The following is an 18,449-nucleotide window of genomic DNA, read 5'->3' on the forward strand; positions in this document are numbered from 1 at the left end:
CTCGCATCTCGCATCTCGCAAGCATAAAAAAACGCACAACCTAAGTCATGCGTTTTATATTTAAGCCTTTGATTTATCAATCACTTCGTTAGTGCATGACCTCTTCTTTAGCACCAACATAGATGAAATCCAATTCGTCTTTTTTCAGGGATACTTTAACCGTACCGCCATCAACCAAGCTACCGAACAGTAACTCGTTAGCAAGTGGTTTCTTAAGCTTCTCTTGAATCACACGTCCCATTGGACGAGCACCCATGGTCTTGTCATAGCCTTTATCAGCTAACCAGTGACGAGCATCCTCAGAAACCTCTAAAGACACGCCACGAGCGTCCAGTTGAACCTGAAGCTCGACAATGAACTTATCAACTACTTGGCTAATCACACTTGGGTCAAGGCTGTTGAACCAAATGATATTATCAAGACGGTTACGGAACTCAGGAGTAAATACCTTCTTGATTTCGCCCATCGCATCTGGCGCATGATCTTGTTGGATCAGGCCGATCGATTTCTTCTCGGTTTCAGCCACACCTGCGTTGGTCGTCATCACTAGAATCACATTGCGGAAGTCCGCTTTGCGACCATTGTTGTCAGTTAGCGTGCCGTTATCCATTACCTGCAGTAGCAAGTTAAAGATATCTGGGTGAGCTTTCTCGATTTCATCCAGTAACACAACAGAGTGCGGGTTCTTGATTACGGCATCCGTTAGCAAACCACCTTGGTCGTAACCAACATAACCAGGAGGCGCACCAATCAAGCGGCTCACTGAGTGTCGCTCACCGTACTCAGACATATCAAAGCGCAGAAGCTCAATACCCATCAACTTAGACAGCTGAACAGTCACCTCTGTTTTACCGACACCAGTAGGACCAGCAAACAAGAATGAACCAACAGGTTTATTGTCTGCACCCAATCCAGCACGGGTCAGCTTAATCGCTTCACTCAATACATCGATTGCAGGGTCTTGTCCGAATACCAACATTTTCATGCGCTCATCCAGTTTCTGGAGTGTATCTTTGTCTGAAGACGATACTGACTTTTCAGGAATACGCGCCATTTTCGCAACCATTGACTCAATATCAGCCACGCTTACCGTTTTCTTACGACGGCTTGCAGGTGCCAAACGACTACGAGCGCCCGCTTCATCGATTACGTCAATGGCCTTATCAGGAAGGTGGCGTTCATTAATGTATTTAGCTGACAGTTCCACAGCGGCACGCAACGCTTTGTTGGTGTAGCGCACTTCGTGGTGAGCTTCGTATTTTGGCTTCAATCCAATCAGGATCTTGGTCGTATCGTCTAGCGATGGTTCAATAATATCTATTTTCTGGAAGCGACGAGCTAAAGCACGCTCCTTCTCAAAAATACTGCTGTACTCTTGGTACGTTGTTGAACCGATGCAACGTAATTTGCCACTGCTTAGTAGTGGTTTAATTAAGTTTGCCGCATCAACCTGACCACCCGATGCAGCCCCGGCACCGATAATGGTGTGGATCTCATCGATGAACAGAATCGCGTCTTCTTCTTTCTCCAGTTGCTTAAGAATCGCTTTAAAACGTTTCTCAAAGTCACCACGATATTTGGTTCCGGCTAACAGTGAACCGATATCTAGAGAATAAATTACGCTGCTCTGAATGATTTCAGGCACTTGTCCTTCAACGATGCGCCATGCAAGACCTTCCGCGATGGCAGTTTTACCTACCCCCGCTTCACCCACTAACAGAGGGTTGTTCTTACGACGACGACACAGAACTTGGATAGTGCGTTCTAGCTCTTTGTCACGACCGATTAGTGGGTCAATATTGCCCTGCTTTGCGACTTCGTTAAGGTTAGTAGCAAAATTTTCTAAACGGTCTTCAGAGTTAGCTTCTTCAGCATTTTCTGCACCACCAAATGAATCGGATGATGAAGGACTGTCGCCTTCGTTGCTCGCTTTGGTAATACCGTGTGAGATGAAGTTAACAATATCTAAGCGACTAATGTCGTTTTTCTTAAGAAGATATGCCGCGTGAGATTCTTGCTCACTAAAAATAGCCACAAGTACGTTAGCACCTGTTACTTCGCTGCGACCTGAAGATTGAACATGAAAAACTGCGCGTTGAAGTACTCGTTGGAAGCTCAACGTAGGCTGAGTTTCGCGAGTTTCGTCGCTTTCAGGGATAAGTGGGGTCGTTTGATCGATAAAAATATCGAGCTCATTGCGAAGAGCATCGAGATCAGCCTGACAAGCTTGGAGCGCTTCCTTGGCCGCATCATTTTCTAATAATGCTAGTAGGAGGTGTTCGACAGTCATGAATTCATGTCGCTTGTCTCGCGCACGAGCAAATGCGCCATTTAAACTCGTCTCTAATTCTTTATTTAGCATAAGTACCTCCTAAGGGAACAACAGTGTTGTTCGAGCAATTTATACTTGCTCCATTGTACATAGTAGCGGATGCTCATTTTCCTTTGAGTACATCGTGACCTGCGCTACCTTTGTTTCCGCTATTTCAGCACTGTATGTGCCGCATATAGCTTTACCTTCATAATGAACCTTGAGCATCACTTCCGTTGCTTTTTCGATATCTAGTGAGAAGAATCGCTCTAGGATCTCGATTACAAAGTCCATGGGCGTGTAGTCATCGTTATTCAACACAACGTTATACATCGCCGGTGGCTTTACTTTTGTTGCTTCTTTCTCCAGTAAATCTGAGCCTGGAGATGCCCATTCAAAGTTTCTGCTCATATCGCTTTGCTAAGGGTTATTTTTCGGAAGTCGTGAGTGTTTACCTAACTCAAATTTACCACATTCACGCTTTACCGTGTACTAAGAAACTGCACCTAGAAACAGTACCAAAAAATATTCCTCTATACTGAGCCTAATCCACCATTTCCATCGCTGCAAATAAAAGATCTCGATTAACAAGATTAACATATGTGGTTGATTAAAAAGACGCCATAACTATTGATACTAACGATAATATTACCGCTAAGTTACTATTTGGTTAATAGTTTGCGGTTAATCTCGAATGTGATTTGTTATTAAAATTGATCAATTTTATACCAATTTACTATTGACTGTGCTCAATCATTAGCTACATTGGAGCTAAAAGGTTTTTTAATACACTTTTGCAACATGAATTAAAATCAGTAACACGCTTCAAAAATTAACAATAAGGAATAATTACGCAGGGTAGCGTTAATTTCCGTAAGCAATGTACGAGATTCAAGCTATTAGCTGAAATTCTTTAGCTGGTAGGAATGATATCAATCGCACTTACAACAATTGATATAACAACGTTAGTAACAAAATGCATGAGGGATGTATAGCATGGCTACAGGTACAGTAAAATGGTTTAACAATGCCAAAGGGTTTGGCTTTATTTGTCCAGAAGGTGAAGACGGCGATATTTTCGCGCACTACTCCACAATACAAATGGAAGGTTATCGAACCTTAAAGGCTGGTCAGCAGGTCGACTATGAAGTAGAAAGTGGACCTAAAGGCTCGCATGCTAGCTCCGTTGTTCCTGTAGAAGGCAGCGCCGCAAAATAGGCGAATGCAAACTCATGTTAACCTCCATCAGTCGTCATTAACGGCTGACAGGTAAACAGAATATTGAAACCGCTCATTTAATACCTGTAACACAGGATTACGTGAGCGGTTTTTTTCGTTTTGGGGGCTCTAAAGTTGCTCACTGGACAATGAGCTCGAAGAGCTACTCCCCTTAAGCTAGGTCTTAAGAAGTATTAGACAGAAAAAAGACGCTTTAACATTATCGTTAAAGCGTCTTTCGTTTTGACTTTATCTATAACTTAGCTATCAGCCTAAGCAACTCGTTAGCAAATCACGTTCATGACTGACTAACGATGAGTCCAATCACTATGCATCAATAAACGCGTTTAGCGTTGAGCTTGGGCGCATTAGTGTTGAAACCAATGCATCGTCAAGTAGGTAGTAACCACCTAAGTCGCCAGCCACACCTTGAGCGTTGTTCAGCTCTGCAACGATCGCTTCTTCACTTTCAGCCAGTTGACTTGCCACACCTGCAAACTCAGCAGCAAGATCAGCGTCAGCCGTTTGCTCAGCAAGCGCCTTAGCCCAGTATGCCGCTAGATAGTAGTGGCTACCACGGTTATCAAGCTCACCTACTCGACGTGAAGGAGACTTGTTGTTATCAAGGAACTCACCCGTCGCTTTATCAAGCGCATCAGCTAGAACTTGTGCTTTAGCGTTACCTGTTACTACGCTCAGGTGCTCTAGAGATGCCGCTAGTGCCAAGAATTCACCTAGAGAATCCCAACGCAGGTGGTTTTCTTTCTCTACTTGTTGAACATGTTTAGGAGCAGAGCCGCCAGCACCTGTTTCAAACAGACCACCACCGTTCATTAGTGGAACAATCGATAGCATCTTAGCTGATGTACCAAGCTCTAAAATCGGGAACAAGTCAGTTAGGTAATCACGTAATACGTTACCAGTAACCGAAATAGTATCTAGGCCTTCTTTGATACGAACCAGTGAGTATTGAGTCGCTTCAAGTGGAGCAAGGATCTTAATTTCAAGACCATCGGTATCGTATTCAGGAAGGTATGCTTCAACTTTCTTGATAAGCTGAGCATCATGTGCGCGTGACGCATCTAGCCAAAATACCGCTGGAACACCCGATGCACGAGCACGCGTTACCGCAAGCTTAACCCAGTCTTGGATTGGTGCATCTTTAACCTGACACATACGGAAGATATCGCCTTCCTCTACGTCTTGCTCAAGAAGCACAGCGCCTGAAGCGTCAACAACTTGAACCTGACCAGCAGCTTCAAGGATGAAAGTCTTATCATGAGAACCGTACTCTTCCGCTTTTTGAGCCATCAAGCCAACGTTTGGTACGCTACCCATCGTTGTTGGATCGAACGCGCCGTTCTCTTTACAGAAATCAATAACCGCTTGGTAAATGCTCGCGTAGCTACGATCTGGGATCATTGCTTTGGTATCTTTTTGCTTACCTTCTGGATCCCACATTTGACCAGAAGAACGCAGCATTGCAGGCATAGATGCATCCACAATGATATCGCTTGGTACGTGTAGGTTAGTAATGCCACGGTCCGAATCAACCATCGCTAGTGGTGGCTGAGTCTCGTATACCGCTTGCAGGTCAGCTTCGATTGCTTCTTTCTGCTCTTGAGGAAGCGCATCAATCTTCGCGTAGACATCACCGATGCCGTTATTTACATCAACGCCTAGCTCTTCAAACAGCTGACCGTGTTTAGCAAATACGTCTTTGTAGTAAACCTTAACCGCGTGACCGAAGATCACTGGGTCAGATACTTTCATCATCGTCGCTTTCAAGTGAAGAGAAAGCAGTACACCTTGCTCTTTAGCCGATGCGATTTCTTTTTCGAAGAATGCAACCAAAGCGGCCTTATTCATCACTGACGCATCAATGATCTCTTTATCTTGCAGTGCAAAAGCTGGCTTCAATGTTTTCTTCGCACCATCTTTGCCAACGAATTCAATGCTAACTTCTGTAGCACCTTCAATGGTTACTGACTTTTCGCTACCGAAGAAGTCTTTGTCGTCCATACTTGAAACGTGCGACTTAGAATCTGCAGACCAAGCACCCATTGAGTGTGGGTTCTTCTTCGCGTAGTTTTTAACAGAAAGTGGAGCGCGGCGATCCGAGTTACCTTCACGCAATACTGGATTTACTGCACTGCCTTTGATTTTGTCGTAAGTCGCTTTTACTGCTTTCTCTTCGTCAGTGTTTGCTTCTTCTGGGTAATTAGGAAGTGCGTAACCTTTTGACTGTAGCTCTTTGATTGTTGCTTGAAGCTGAGGTACAGATGCAGAGATGTTTGGAAGCTTGATAATGTTTGCTTCTGGTGTCTTAGCCAATTCACCTAGTTCTGCTAATGCATCACCAATACGTTGCTCTTCGTTCAAATAGTCAGGGAAGTTGGCAATAATACGCCCTGCAAGTGAAATGTCGCGAGTATCAACGTTAATACCAGAAGAAGCTGTAAAAGATTGAATGATAGGCAGCAGAGAGTATGTTGCTAGCGCCGGAGCTTCGTCTGTAATGGTATAGATGATCGTTGGTTTTTCAGTAGGCATGAAATTTCCCTATAGTTCTTACAAGCTCATTTAAAGTAGTGAGCGTGTTATAAATTGACCAGTAAGCCACTCTAAGAGTGAAAACTGCTTACTCGATAGTCGTACTCTATCTTATTTTTCATACAATCTTGATGACAGCATGAACCAAATCCGTGAGTGCGTTGTTATAATAAAACACGAAGGTATAATTAAACAAATCAGGCTTAAGAGTCCATCAACTTGTTCTATTTTGTGTCTTTTAGGCGCGCAAATGATAGCTCAATTCCGTTTCAGTGAAAACTTTTCAGCACACTTCGTTTACATTTTTGCAAGGTAGTTAACATGTCTACTCGCTCACGCAGCGCATCTCGTTCAGACAAACCGGCTCGTTCTGGTGCAACATTAAAACAAAGCGGTAATAGACAAAGCCGAAGCAGTGATAAGAATAACACTGGCAATTCGCACAACAAATCTCACTCAAGCAAGCACCGATATAAAGGCAAGCCTACCAATGCAAAACCTAAGGTTGCGCTCGAAGATCGCAAAGTAATTCTGTTCAACAAGCCTTTCGATACTCTAAGCCAATTTACAGATGGCGAAGGGAGAAAAACGCTAGCGGACTTTATTCCAGTGAAAGACGTTTATGCTGCAGGTCGCCTTGACCGCGACAGCGAAGGGTTAATGGTCTTGACCAACGATGGTATTTTTCAAGCTAAGCTAACTCAACCAAACTCAAAATCCCCAAAGACTTACTGGGTACAGGTTGAAGGCGCACCTTCTGAGGAAGATTTAGATAAATTGAGAAAAGGTGTCGAACTAAAAGACGGCATGACACTGCCCGCTCAGGTTGAGGTGATGTCTGAACCTGTTGTGTGGGATAGAACCCCTCCAGTACGCTTCAGAGCCGCGATACCGACAACATGGTTGGCTATTACAATCATTGAAGGACGTAACCGTCAGGTAAGACGAATGACAGCCAATATCGGCTTCCCTACCCTGCGTCTTATCCGTTACTCAATGGGTAATATGAATGTGGGGCAGCTGCAGCCTGGTGAGTGGAAAGAGATTTAACTCATAGCAATATATTAAAGCGAGATTTACGTCTCGCTTTTTTGTACGTGAAGATTGATTACTTTTGGTCAATTAACCATTTTTGGAATGCTTTACGCTCTTCTTCATTTGCTCTTGAATACCATAGCTTAAGTTGAAGCGTATTTTCAGACTCTTGCACAGTACTGTCGCCAGCTACCGTTGCTCCAGTTTGTACCGCCGCTAGCTCTTCTTTCAACGAACGAATCTTGCCTGAATCAAAAACTAAGCCTCTTTCTTGGTTGTAGTCTTTAACCAACTGAGGGATATCGCTGTAAGGCAGTGCACCTTGAGATGGAGGCAAAACTTCTTGCACGACTTCTGCATCATCACCGTTTACAGAGATACTGAATATAGGAAGTTCTCTGTCTACATTTTTTTCGATTTTAGCGTACTTTCTACTTAGAAGATCAATATCAACATCAGCATTTTCGGGAACATTAACTACCATAATGTAAGGAACTGTACTGATAAACTCGCGTTTGCCTTTATCGCTCAAATACCCTGTGTAATCTAAAACGAGTTGGTTTTCACCTGAGGTGAATACAGCGTCTTCCACACTTTCAACAACCTCACCGTTCAAAGTATTTAGCGAAATACCAGAAGCCAAATCAAGAGCAGCCGTTGCGTATGGTGCAGAGAATAGACAGACAAAACTCAAATACCACTTGTTCATGTACGATTCCTTAATCAATAAATGTAAAAAAGCCAGCTAATAGCTGGCTTTTGTATAGCATAGTTAACTACAGATTAGAATGTGTAGTAAACACCAGCGATAACGCCGTCAGCATCTAGAGTTTGTGATGCGTATTCGAAATCAGCAGTTTGGTATTCAGCTAGGAATAGGATGTTGTCACGGAATGCGTAATCAACACCAACAACTAGGTTAGTAGAGTCGATATCAGAGATCTTAGAAGTACCCGCTGCTGTAGCGATTTCGTCAGTTGTTGCTACAGAGTATGTAGCGTATAGACGAACAGCGTCGATTTGGTAAGCAGCTGCGATACCCATAGTTTCACCGTTGCCGTAAGAATCAGCAGCGATGTCAGATAGGTCCCAGTAACCGTAACCTTGGTTGCCTTCAAACTGTGCGTAAGTAAGCGCTAAGTAAAAACCACCAAATTCAGCAGAAGCAGAAACACCAGCAAGAGAGTAATCTACGTCTTTAGCAGCGTCACCAGTGATGTAAGAAGCACCGATAGAGAAGTTGCTGAATGCGTAATCTGCAGAGATACCGTAAGTGTTGTCAACGTCTTCAGTAGAATCAGTGTTAACGTCAGCTACGATTGTGAAACCTTCAACGAATTGACCTTTGAATACAGCGCCGTGGCCAGAAGACTCGCGGTGGTGACCACCAGTAGAGCCCATGTAGTTACCTTCGTTTGTGATATCATCTTTCTGGATAGCGTCAGCAGATTCTGCTAGGTCGCCAGTTTCACCGAAAGCCATACCCCAAGTGTCAGTTTTAAAACCAGCTAGAACGTCATCGAACTTAGCGTTGCTGCCGTCAGTTTCGATTTCGAAAGATGCGAATGCTGTGAACTGGTCGTTAAGCTTCTGCTCAGCGTCTAGTTGAATTTTAGCCCAAGTAGAAACGTCAGCTTCGTTTTTAGTTGTTTCAGTTAGGTTTTTGTCTACTTCAGATTGAGATAGGTAGATATCTACCTCGCCTTTTAGGCCAACTTTAGTATCGTCGTTAGAGTAAATTTCTGCTGCGTTTACAGAAGTTGCTGTAGCTGCGATAGCTAGCGCTAATAGAGTCTTTTTCATAATAAATCCACTGCCTTTTCTAAGAATGGGAGATCCTTGCCCGGTTCCCTTTTATTTTTATGACTGGTCATTACCACTCTTTGTTGGTTAATCACCGTCACTAAATTTCGAGGTCTAGATTGCAAAAGATTATCCTGCGTGTCAAATAAACTAAAAACAAACCTAAAAAAAACACAAAGCAATCAAAATCAACTACTTACATTTTTTTTCATAGTTTTACGAGCAGCTTATCCTTAGTTTTACCAGGAAATATAATAATCCAAAAAAAGAACAAAACAGCATTTAACACCACAAACAACTTGTAAAAACGCCACATCTCAGGATTTAACACCTACAAGCAAGTCTTTTTTAATATTTATATTTCGCAACATAAATAAAATAGTTAAGTTCCTGATGGTTCAGTTTTTTTTTGTGAACAAGATCTACCTTTGATTCAAAAGCAAGCTATTTCACCGTAAATGTACCGACTAGTGATATGTGCTACTATCCTCGCTCCGTTACGTAGGTCACAGTATGCTAACTACTAAAATTCAAAAATCTATTCGCACCAGTTATCAAAACCTCCAAGATAAGTTGGACAACTTTGTACCTCGACGTGCTCAAAATTACCTTGTTGCAGAAATAGCGAAGACACTTTGTGGTCAATACCACAAAAGTAATCGCATGATTGTTGCAGAAGCGGGAACCGGGATCGGGAAATCACTGGCTTATTTAATGGCAACTATTCCTGTCGCTGTGCTCAATAACCGAAAAATAGTCATATCAACGGCGACGGTTGCGCTACAAGAACAGCTCGTCAATAAAGATCTCCCTCTATATAGAAGACTGACTGATCGAGAGTTTTCTTTCATATTAGCGAAGGGCAGACAGCGTTATTGTTGTTCCGAAAAGCTAGCCGCTGCCTGCGGGGTTGATGGCGGACAAATGGCCATGTTCGAATCTAAGCCAAAGAAGAAGGATATCGACCAACTTCAAACCATGTATCGTAGCCTAACCCAAGGTAAATGGGATGGTGACCGTGATTCGTGGCCAAAACCCATCGACAACATGATTTGGCAGATGATTGTCAGCGATAAGCATAGTTGTAACAACAGTATGCCTACGCATAGAGACTGCCCTTTCCAGAAAGCTCGCTCAGAGCTAGATAAAGCAGACGTGATTATCGCCAATCACAGTTTAGTGATGGCTGATGCAGACTTAGGCGGCGGCGTGATACTGCCTGAACCAGAAAATAGCATCTATATATTCGATGAAGCTCACCATTTACCGCATGTAGCCAGAGATCACTCTTCTGCGGCTGCGAGCTTAAAAGGCGCAGCATCGTGGTTGGAGCGTTTGAATCAATCAATCACTAAGCTTTCAGGCCTCGCTGACGAGAAACGTGTCCATCGATTTCGAAATGAGCTGCAAGACTCAGTGCAACAGCTGATCCCTACCCTGACTCAAATGAGTAAACAGTTTGACGCTAACCACTTTGAAGACGGCTTGTATCGCTTCGAACATGGCGACTTACCTGAGTGGCTAGAGAATGAATCTAAAGATCTCAAGCAGCTCACACAAAAGGCGAGCCAAGCCGTTGCGAAGATTGCAGACCTAATTGCAGAACGAGTTAAAGACGGCGAGCTTTCAGCAAAACTTGCAGAGCCGGCACTCGCAGAAATTGGCTTCTATATACAAAGAACAGAGAACCTTGCTCAAGTTTGGCGCTTAATGGCTGAACCGAAGAGAGAAAAAGGCGCTCCTTTAGCTCGTTGGCTCGAACTGAATAAAGAAAGCGAAGGCGATTTCGTTGTGAATGTTTCGCCACTAGAGGTGGGTTGGCAACTGGACCAGCAAATCTGGAGCCGTTGTGTTGGTGCGGTATTAGTATCTGCGACCATGAGAGCGCTCAACTCTTTTAGCTTTTTCTGTCATCAAGCAGGTATCAGCCAAAAAGCAGAAGATGGCGTACAGTTTTTGGCTTTGGCATCACCGTTTGATTACCAGAATCAAGCTGAGCTGATCGTTCCGGCAATGAAGTACGAACCACAAGCATCTCAGTTTACCGAATATCTTATTGAAATTTTGCCTAAGGTAATAGAAGACAAAAAAGCCAATCTCGTTCTATTCTCTTCTTACTGGCAAATGAACAAAGTTGCAGAGGCTTTAACAACAGATTTCGTTAAAAAGTCGTGGGCATTGCAGGTTCAAGGCGATACTTCACGAACTGAAATTCTAAAAAAACATAAAAAGCTAATAGACCAAGGTAAAACCAGCGTTCTTTTTGGAACTGGCAGCTTTTCTGAAGGTCTTGATCTACCGGGTGAGCTTCTTGAAAACCTCGTTATTACCAAGATTCCTTTTGGTGTTCCTACCTCTCCCGTAGAGCAAGCACATTCAGAATATATTGAATCACGCGGTGGTAACCCTTTTATGCAGATTACTGTTCCAGATGCGAGTAAAAAGCTTATTCAATCTGTGGGTAGACTACTGCGTAAGGAAAGAGATTCTGGTAAAGTCACGATCCTTGATAGACGCATAGTAACGAAGCGATACGGAAAGTCCCTACTCGATTCACTACCGCCTTTTAAAAGAACAATAAAATACTAATATCCCCTGCCCTTGAGGTAGTTATGGGCCTTCATCGCTAGGCCCTTGCATTCACAACCCAACATGACTAATCCATAGATTTTTCATGTGGCTGCCCTATCAGCCGATAACGAGAACACTAGCTATTTATGGAAATGATTGAGCCAACCATGTTGGTCATACTTGCTCTGGTTGCATTTGCAGCAGGCTTTATTGATGCTGTCGCAGGTGGCGGAGGGATGTTAACCGTTCCAGCTTTACTGTCACTTGGTTTACCGCCACACATCGCATTGGGTACTAACAAGCTTGCAGCAACCTTCGCTTCATCTACAGCTGCATTCACTTACTACCGTAAAAAGCTGTTCAAGCCTGAGTGTTGGGTCAATGCATTCATATCTACTTTAATAGGTGCGACCATCGGCACACTCACTGTTGATGCCATTAGCACCGAGTGGTTAGAGAAGGTATTGCCGTTAGTCATTCTTGCCGCAGCGGTCTATACCATTTTTCATAAGACTCCAGATGTGAGCCATAATGTGTCTCCTAAGCCATGCCCTGTGCTTAAGAGAAAACAAAAGTACCAAGGATTCATTCTTGGCTTTTATGATGGGGTTGCTGGCCCAGGAACTGGCGCGTTTTGGACGGTAAGCTCTATGGCGCTTTATCGCTTAAACATCTTACTTGCCTCTGGTCTATCCAAAGCCATGAACTTTACCAGTAACTTTACCTCTTTGGTGACCTTCGCGATTCTTGGTCATATTGATTGGGTTCTAGGTTTAACCATGGGCCTTTGTTTGATGGCCGGTGCATTTGTTGGCGCTCACTCTGCTATTCGGTTCGGTGCTACATTTATAAGACCTGTGTTTGTTACAGTTGTAAGCGTACTTGCAATTAAACTGGCATACGAAGCTTGGTTTGTGAACTTATAGGCAGTAGCCAACGGGAAGTGAAATGAATCAATTTTCAAAGCTAAAAAGTGTTATTGATACCTTGATTGGCCATTGCTCGCAGGTTGACAAATCTCGAGGGGCTTATCATCAAGCCTTGTTTGACCGAGCCTTATTTAAATGCGGCGCCTCTGTTTTGCTTCCCTATGCACTTGAAACTCAGGCAACGTACCGCACCATTGTACGTGAACAAACCTCAAATCAACTGACCGCGTCCAGAGCCAACTACCTGACAGAAAAGCTGACCAATCAGATTGCAGCAATCCAAAGAGAGTTAGCCAACCACGATTTACGCTTGGACCGAAAAAGCAAGTCAGGGAAAACCCTGAACGACCTATACAACGAACTCGCCCAGCACCAAGACTGGCAAAAGCGATTGGTCGATTTAGTACGAGTACGAAAGTTAGCGTTTGATTCTGCGCCTCGCCACAGTAAGAAAAAAGCGGAAGAGGCTTGGCAGTTAGCAAAAGAGCGATTAGAACGCTGTGAAGACTCAATGAAAAATATTGAGAGACTGATTAACTTAGAGAACCCTAAGCGAAATGAACACTGATAACACACCATCACCACTGGATAACGCACCAGAAGAAGTTAAGTTAGCTGTCGACCTGATCTATCTGCTCGAAAGCAACGAAATCGATCCAAAAGTCGCGTTAGAAGCAATCAAAATTGTCCAGCAAGATTTACAAGCCAAACTAGCATCTAGCATCTAGCATCTAGCATCTAGCATCTAGCATAAAAATATACAGGATTCACATGTACCAACTCAGCTTTTCTATGCCCGAGTTTCTTGAAAACTACTGGCATAAAAAACCAACCATCTTAAAGGGTGGCTTCCAAAACTTCGTCGACCCAATTTCGCCGGAAGAACTTGCTGGTTTATCGATGGAAGAAGAAGTGGATTCTCGCTTTGTCTCTAACCTCGACAATCAGTGGACTGCAGAACACGGCCCATTCTCTGAAGAAAAGTTTGGCGAATTAACCGAAACTCATTGGCAACTGATCGTTCAAGCAGCGAACCACTGGCACCAAGGCGCAAATCAGCTGACTGAGGCGTTCCAAGCGTTACCAAACTGGTTATTCGACGATCTCATGATCTGCTACTCAGCACCTGAAGGCGGCGTAGGCCCACATATTGATCAATACGATGTCTTCATCATTCAAGGTCAAGGCAAACGTCAATGGAAGGTTGGCGCTAAAGATGTTGGCCAATACAAAGAGACTGTTCAAGCGTCTGCACTTCGTCAAATTGAAGGTTTTGACCCAATCATTGATGAAACTTTAGAGCCGGGCGATATCCTTTATATCCCACCAGGTTTCCCACATGAAGGGAGCACGTTAGAGCCGTCAATGAGCTACTCTATTGGCTACCGCTCGCCTAAAGAACAAGAACTGATCAGCAACTTTGCCGATTTTGTGCTTGCTCATGATATGGGTGACGTACACCTGCACGATCCAGAATTCAAAATGCAAGAAGGCTACGGAAAAATTCGTTCATCGGATTTAAGCAATCTCACAGACATGTTGAAATCTGCACTAGAGCAACCTGAAACCATCAGTGAATTCATGGGTTGTCTGCTAAGCCAATCACGCCACCAGCTTGATATCGTTGCTCCAGAGCCACTATGGACTCAAGAAGAGATCGCTCAACACTTAGAGTCTGAAGGTGAGATTCACCGAGTATCAGGCTTAAAGGCGCTCTACCACGAAAATGAAAGCAACACTGCTTACATCAATGGCGAAGTGGTTAAGGTTGATGAAGCGGATTCTTCGTTACTCAACATACTTTGCGATGAGACCATGATTACCTCGGCTACTGCCCTATCTCCTTCGGGCATAACTGTCGTGACTGAATTGGTCAACAAAGGCTACTGGTTTATCGAAGAGTAAGCAGCGTCAACCGCTGGTTATTGCATAGCCTCTAAATAAACAATTAAAAAAGGGACAAATGAAATCTTCATTTGTCCCTTTTTCTATTCAAGAACTGGTTAAGGCTTAATGCTTATACCTTGAACTGATTGACCAACTTCTGTTGTTGTTGAGACAGTTGGTCAATTTCATTGCCGACTTGCTCAGAAGCCGCGGCTTGCTCCAAGATCTTCGCACTCAAATCGCGAATATTAACCACGCTTTGATTTACTTCACCGGAAACCGATTGTTGCTCTTCGGCTGCTCGAACGATCTGACTGTTCATATCACTGATCGCCTCAATAGAAGTAAAGATCGACCCCAGATCTTCAACTGCTTTCTGAACGTGTAGTGCTGTATCGTTAGCTAGGATATTGCCTTCTTGTATTGCTTCAACGACATCTTGAGTTCCAGCATGAACCTTGTCGATCACCGCTCTGATCTCACCAACCGATGACTGGGTGCGACTTGCGAGGTTTCTTACCTCATCCGCAACAACAGCAAAACCTCGACCTTGTTCGCCAGCACGAGCCGCTTCAATCGCCGCGTTCAATGCCAGTAAGTTAGTTTGCTCAGAGATCCCTTCAATCACACTTAAGATCTCGGTGATGTTTCCGTTATTTTTTGCCAATTCTTCAACAATAGGAACAGCACTCGACATACGCTCCACCAGCTTTCTCATTTCACCTGCTGAAAGTTCGATGACTTGTTGCCCTTGTTGAGCAGAACGATTCGCTTCGCACGCTGCATCAACGGCCACTTCTGCATTTTGTACCACTAAGCCCGCAGTTTGAGTCATCTCTTCGGCCGCTGTCGCGACTAGATCCACTTCTTTAAATTGAGACTCGCTGCTTTCACGAGTACTTGATGCTGATGCTTTCGCTTGGCTGGTAGTATTTGCCACTTGTTCTGTGGTGTGAATGACTTCTTTGATTGTGTGTTGCAGCTTATCTAGGAACAGGTTAAATCCTTTTGACAACTGACCGATTTCATCTTGAGACTTCACTTCCAAGCGCTGCGTCAAATCACCTTCACCTGAAGCGATGTCATTCAACCTTTCCACAACCTGACGAATCGGCTTCACAATAGACAACGAGGCAAACGCGATAATGGCTAAGCCAAAGATAATAAACACTGTACCGGCGATCACTTCTGTTTTGATGCCTTCACTTAGCTTAGTGCTAATGATGGAATCCAATTTATTTGCGTCAGCGACGACACTGTCTCTTGGGATCTCAAACAACACCCCCCAAGTTTGGTTAGCTGCAACAACAGGTGCAAAGGCAAGTAACCACTCACCGTTCTCGCTCCATTGCGTTGTCACTTCACCACCAAAGATAAAGTCGGTCATTAAATCACTGTTTGTATTGCCACTTTGGAAAGTTGAACCGACTGCAATGCTTGAATCATCAGAAGCGATGACCGAACCATCTAGACTAACCACGTAAGCTTTACCCGCACCGTTAAACAAGCTCTGGTCAGATTGCGTAATCACACTGGTTAAACCATCGAGTCTTAGATCAATACCAAGAAAACCAATAGCAACGTCGTCAACCAAAATAGGGACTGAAATAGAGGACGTAAGTAGTGCTACACCACCGCTGTTCACGACTCTCGGCGTACTAATACACGTTTGCCCTGAAGACAAAGGACAGTAAAAACGTTCGCTATTGCTGTCATCATTCAAGATAGATTCTGAAAGAACGTTCGCTAGAACATTTTCACCGTTATCTGCCACCTTCCAGTAAGGAGCAAAACGACCTTTTTCGTTAGAACCAACATAATCAGCATCGACATAATTCGCATCTTCACTATCGAGCAAGTCAGGCTTGAAAACTAGATACGCTCCTTGAATAGAGTCGAAGTTTAAAACCGAGCGACGAACCATTTCATCCAAGGCGGTACGAAGCTCTTCACTTGGTGTAAAGTTTTCGTCTGCATTGTTTTTTAGAAACTGAGCACTGGCCGCAAGCATCTCTGCGCGGTAAATAGCTTCGTCTACATAACGTTGAGTTTCTTGAGCGTTTAGCTGAGAAACAGACGCCAGCAACTGCTGAGTTTTATTGATAACTGATTCTGAACTTTGAGATTTGATGACTTGTTGATTGCTCGTTGCGTTGTAGATCGAGAAACCAATAAGAGACAGTGACGTAATGATTAAACAACAACCTGCTAAGAGGGTTATTTTCCACTGTACCGATAGAGAGCGCATTTAATATCCTTATTTAAGCCAAAAGACTTCCATAACCATAACTATCACATCGACAACGAATTGCTGTACACAATGTAAATGAGTTAGACGAATAGCTTAGCGGATAATTACAGCACAAATTGCTTACATATAAAACGAAAGTTTATACAAATGTTAATAGAGTGTGTTTTCTTCCTTTTTCTGTGATTTAAAATGATGTACTCATATAATCATTAGCTGTGTTGCTTAGGTTTTAGCGTTTTGGACATAGCCAAAACATCGATATTTAAAGGAAGCCTACTCCACCCTCTCCCTCTTTAAAATGTAGCGATTTCGGATTAGTTTTTATAATCCAAGTTATAGATTTTTATCTTGCTCAACTTCACACTTTTTGATTGCTAAGCCCGCAATCAAGCTCTAATATCTCGCGCCTAGATTCCCTGATCACTTTATTCATTTGGCTCTCCTTTAATGGAGCGCTAAGGCTTTTTACGTCTTAATTTTTGGAGAGATACGCAAATGTCCGCCTCGTTTCCATTAGCGAAACTTACCTTTTTAATCGCTATTCTCACTGCCGTAGGTCAAATGACTCAAACGATGTACGTGCCTTCTATCGGTCATATGGCAGGTGAGTTCTTAGTTTCGGCATCTTCACTGCAAGCGGTGATGGCGTGTTACTTGATCCCTTATGGTCTGTCGCAATTTGTCTACGGCCCACTTTCTGATCGCCTAGGTCGTAAACCGATCATCGTGATTGGTTTGATCATCTACATCATCGGTACTTTGGTAGCATTGTTCGCTCACGAATATGAATGGTTCTTAGCAGGTAGCTTTATCCAAGGTCTAGGCATCGGTTGTGGCGGTGCGATGTCTCGTACATTGACTCGCGACTGTTTTGAAGGCGCAGAACTGCACCGTGCAAACAGCTTGATTAGCATGTGTGTGATTTTCTCACCATTGATGGCACCTGTATTAGGTGGTTACCTAACCGAAGCTTTCGGCTGGCGTTCTAGCTACTTGTTCCTTGCGCTGTTCGGCATTGCTGTTGTGATCACTATGATGACGAGCATGATGGAAACACTGCCGAAAGAACGACGCAAGCATGAATCGGTTGCCAACAGCTACAAATTTGTTCTGTCTGACAAACGTTTCCAAGGTTTCTTATTAGTATTAGTCGCAACCTTTGCTGGTGTAGCCGTATTTGAAGCAGCTGCAGGTGTGTTGCTTGGTGGCGTACTTGGCTTACCGGCAACCACAGTAAGCTTGCTGTTTGTCTTGCCTATTCCAGGTTACTTAGTCGGTGCAGGCTTATCTAGTTACATCGCACAACGTCGCTCTGAGCGCCGCGCACTGAATGTTGGTCTAGTAGCTATATTGGTGGGCTCAACAGTGGTATTGATACCGGGTCTGTTTGGTCAAACAACAGCATTAACTTTGATTGGCGGTGCCACAATTTACTTCTTGGGCGCTGGCATATTATTCCCAGCAGCAACAACAGGGGCACTTTCGCCATTCCCGTACCACGCTGGTACTGGAGGTGCGATTTTAGGTGGTATGCAAAATCTAGGTGCTGGCATCGCAACACTATTGGCATCGTTCTTCCCAGCTCAAGACCAACTGCCACTCGGTTGCTTGATGATTGCAATGTCATTCATCGCTATGCTTGGTTTACGTTGGGTTAATCGTAAACCTGACCACTCAAATGAAATGCCATTGGCTATTTAACGTAAAGCTCGAATCCTGCCCAAACAAAGGAAAGGGACGTACTGAAAAGTGTGTCCCTTTTTGTTGCACATTTATTCCTTCCACTCTCACGTATCAGTAATTTCATTTAACATTACTTTGATTTTTTGAAAACAATAACAGACACTTACGATGAAGGTGCATATCCAGAATCCAATTATAAATAATATCA

The 18,449-nt window shown here is 43.7% G+C and carries 14 protein-coding genes; 8 read left to right on the plus strand and 6 right to left on the minus strand.

All coding sequences use genetic code 11. From position 1 onward, the window contains the following. Positions 1–88: 88 nt before the first annotated feature. Together clpA and clpS are read right to left on the minus strand one after the other, a co-directional pair. The gene (clpA, locus tag AB4585_RS13430; protein ID WP_017062108.1) at positions 89–2,362 is read right to left on the minus strand and encodes an ATP-dependent Clp protease ATP-binding subunit ClpA; all 2,274 of its coding nucleotides are present in this window, start codon (positions 2,360–2,362) and stop codon (positions 89–91) included. Positions 2,363–2,401: 39 nt separating this feature from the next. Then, positions 2,402–2,722, minus strand: coding sequence for an ATP-dependent Clp protease adapter ClpS (gene clpS, locus AB4585_RS13435; protein WP_004737430.1), 321 nt, complete (start codon positions 2,720–2,722; stop codon positions 2,402–2,404). Positions 2,723–3,307: 585 nt separating this feature from the next. On the opposite strand from clpS, the gene cspD reads away from it, so the two are divergent. After that, a complete protein-coding gene (gene cspD / locus AB4585_RS13440) occupies positions 3,308–3,529 on the plus strand; it encodes a cold shock domain-containing protein CspD (RefSeq protein ID WP_004736548.1) in 222 nt (73 codons plus the stop codon). 327 nt (positions 3,530–3,856) lie between these two features. On the opposite strand, the gene AB4585_RS13445 is transcribed toward cspD, so the two are convergent. Beyond that, positions 3,857–6,082 carry an NADP-dependent isocitrate dehydrogenase gene (locus tag AB4585_RS13445; protein WP_017067848.1) on the minus strand — a complete coding sequence of 742 codons (2,226 nt, stop codon included), beginning with the start codon at positions 6,080–6,082 and terminating at the stop codon, positions 3,857–3,859. 321 nt (positions 6,083–6,403) lie between these two features. Here AB4585_RS13445 and AB4585_RS13450 point away from each other — a divergent pair, with 321 nt between their 5' ends. Then, positions 6,404–7,132 carry a pseudouridine synthase gene (locus AB4585_RS13450; protein WP_017062110.1) on the plus strand — a complete coding sequence of 243 codons (729 nt, stop codon included), beginning with the start codon at positions 6,404–6,406 and terminating at the stop codon, positions 7,130–7,132. A gap of 58 nt (positions 7,133–7,190) precedes the next feature. On the opposite strand, the gene AB4585_RS13455 is transcribed toward AB4585_RS13450, so the two are convergent. Beyond that, entirely contained in the window at positions 7,191–7,826 is a 636-nt protein-coding gene (locus AB4585_RS13455) for a DUF2057 family protein (RefSeq protein WP_372170039.1), read from the minus strand. Positions 7,827–7,900: 74 nt separating this feature from the next. Further along, positions 7,901–8,920: a porin gene (locus tag AB4585_RS13460; protein WP_104216125.1), complete on the minus strand. Its 1,020-nt coding sequence runs from the start codon at positions 8,918–8,920 to the stop codon at positions 7,901–7,903. A gap of 513 nt (positions 8,921–9,433) precedes the next feature. Between AB4585_RS13460 and dinG the strand changes: the two genes are divergently transcribed. The 5 genes from dinG to AB4585_RS13485 all read left to right on the plus strand — a co-directional run bounded on the left by dinG (position 9,434) and on the right by AB4585_RS13485 (position 14,325). Beyond that, the gene (gene dinG, locus AB4585_RS13465) at positions 9,434–11,509 is read left to right on the plus strand and encodes an ATP-dependent DNA helicase DinG (protein ID WP_372170041.1); all 2,076 of its coding nucleotides are present in this window, start codon (positions 9,434–9,436) and stop codon (positions 11,507–11,509) included. Between the two features lie 128 nt (positions 11,510–11,637). Then, complete coding sequence (locus AB4585_RS13470; RefSeq protein WP_017062114.1) at positions 11,638–12,417, plus strand: TSUP family transporter; 780 nt, start codon at positions 11,638–11,640, stop codon at positions 12,415–12,417. Positions 12,418–12,439: 22 nt separating this feature from the next. Continuing rightward, positions 12,440–12,988, plus strand: coding sequence for a primosomal replication protein (locus AB4585_RS13475; RefSeq protein ID WP_017070024.1), 549 nt, complete (start codon positions 12,440–12,442; stop codon positions 12,986–12,988). Continuing rightward, positions 12,978–13,148, plus strand: coding sequence for a pleiotropic regulatory protein RsmS (gene rsmS / locus AB4585_RS13480; protein WP_017055021.1), 171 nt, complete (start codon positions 12,978–12,980; stop codon positions 13,146–13,148). Before AB4585_RS13475 ends, rsmS begins: the two co-directional genes overlap by 11 nt. Before the next feature lie 43 nt (positions 13,149–13,191). After that, positions 13,192–14,325: a cupin domain-containing protein gene (locus tag AB4585_RS13485; protein ID WP_017070025.1), complete on the plus strand. Its 1,134-nt coding sequence runs from the start codon at positions 13,192–13,194 to the stop codon at positions 14,323–14,325. Positions 14,326–14,437: 112 nt separating this feature from the next. Here the strand turns inward: AB4585_RS13485 and AB4585_RS13490 are convergent, their stop codons facing one another. Next, a complete protein-coding gene (locus AB4585_RS13490) occupies positions 14,438–16,555 on the minus strand; it encodes a methyl-accepting chemotaxis protein (RefSeq protein WP_017070026.1) in 2,118 nt (705 codons plus the stop codon). A 498-nt stretch (positions 16,556–17,053) separates the two neighbouring features. Between AB4585_RS13490 and emrD the strand changes: the two genes are divergently transcribed. Further along, positions 17,054–18,259: a multidrug efflux MFS transporter EmrD gene (gene emrD / locus AB4585_RS13495; protein WP_017072247.1), complete on the plus strand. Its 1,206-nt coding sequence runs from the start codon at positions 17,054–17,056 to the stop codon at positions 18,257–18,259. Positions 18,260–18,449 lie beyond the last annotated feature (190 nt).

The organism is Vibrio sp. 10N.222.49.C9, assembly GCF_041474985.1.
Lineage (GTDB): Bacteria > Pseudomonadota > Gammaproteobacteria > Enterobacterales > Vibrionaceae > Vibrio > Vibrio crassostreae_C.